The organism is Sandarakinorhabdus oryzae (genome assembly GCF_009733735.1).
GTDB lineage: Bacteria > Pseudomonadota > Alphaproteobacteria > Sphingomonadales > Sphingomonadaceae > Sandarakinorhabdus > Sandarakinorhabdus oryzae.
Genome location: NZ_WNJP01000312.1, coordinates 1 through 1,490, shown reverse-complemented (window position 1 = coordinate 1,490; position 1,490 = coordinate 1). Strand labels below are relative to the sequence as shown.

Annotated in this window: 1 protein-coding gene; it reads right to left on the bottom strand. The window is 70.9% G+C overall.

Features of this window, described 5'->3' with window-relative positions; all coding sequences use genetic code 11:
* The coding region (locus GJ693_RS15925) for a DEAD/DEAH box helicase (RefSeq protein ID WP_156257206.1) at positions 1-1,490 on the bottom strand (1,490 nt) is incomplete at both ends.

The window sequence follows — 1,490 nt, the reverse complement described above, 5'->3', positions numbered from 1 at the left end:
CGCGGCGACAGGGTGCGCGGCTGCGGCGGGCGCTGCTGGGGCGGACCGCCGGCGGGCACAATGGCGATCTGGTCCTCGGCGCTGTTGCCCTTGCGGGTGGCGTGGCGCTTCAGGGCCACGACGAAACGCTCTGCCATGTCGGGCGCGATTTCGACCAGCGTCTCGCCGGGGAAGATGCGGATGGCGCCGATATCGGGCTTGGTCACACCGCCGCGCCGGCACAGCAGCGGGATGATCCAGCGCGGGTCGGCATTGTCGCGGCGCCCCACGTCGAGCCGGAACCACACGCCTTCACCGCCGCGGTCATTGCTGCGGCCAGCGTCATTGCCCCCATCGTTACCGCGTCGGCTGTCGCGGCGCTCCTGTCTTGGCGCCGGGCCGGCGTCCACCAGCTCTTCCGCCTGCGGCAGGCGGGCGCGGTGCATGCGCACCAGCGCGGCGGCAATCTCGTCAACGCCGTGGCGGGTCAGCAGTTCCTCGCCCAGGCGCTTGTCTTCCTCGTCCAGCGCGCCAATGCCTTCGCCAATGCTTTCGAGCAGGCGGGCCCGATCCTGCACGGCGATGGCCTCCAGTGTCGGCACGGGGACCCATTCGGCCTTCACGCCGGCGCCATGCAGCATGCGTTCCACACGGCGGCGGGCGGGATAGGGCACGATCAGCACGGCGGTGCCCTTGGCGCCGGCGCGGCCGGTGCGGCCGGAACGGTGCTGCAGGGTTTCGGCGTCACGCGGCACTTCGACATGGATCACCAGGGAGAGCCCAGGCAGATCGATGCCGCGCGCCGCCACGTCGGTCGCCACGCACAGGCGGGCGCGGCGATCGCGCAGCGCCTGCAGCGCCTGGTTGCGCTCGGACTGGCTGTGCTCGCCCGAAAGTGCCACGGCGGCAAAGCCGCGCTCGGTCAGGCTGGCATGCAGACGGCGGACATTGTCGCGCGTGGCGCAGAACAGCATGGCGGTCGGCGCTTCGTGGAAGCGCAGCAGGTTGACGACAGCGGCCTCGATATCGGCCGGCGCGGTTGCCACGCATTGATAGCTGATATCGGCATGGGCGCTGGCGCGGCCGGCGGTGGCGAGGCGCAGCGCATCCTTCTGATAATCGCGGGCCAGTTCGGCGATGCCCTTGGGCATGGTGGCCGAGAACATCAGGGTGCGGCGTTCCGGCGGCGCTGCATCCAAGATTTCTTCCAGATCCTCGCGGAAGCCCATGTCGAGCATCTCGTCGGCTTCGTCGAGCACGACGACCTTGCAGTTGTCGAGCAGCAACGCGCCGCGTTCGAGGTGATCGCGGAGGCGGCCGGGCGTGCCGACGACAATGTGGGTGCCGGCACTGAGCGAGCGCCGTTCCATCTGCTGGTTCATGCCGCCCACGCAGGTGGCAATGCGGCCGCGCGCCGGCGCGTAGAGCCAGGCCAGTTCCTTGGCGACCTGCAGCGCCAGCTCGCGCGTCGGCGCGATCACCAGCGCCAGCGGGCGCGCCGGCGGCGGCAG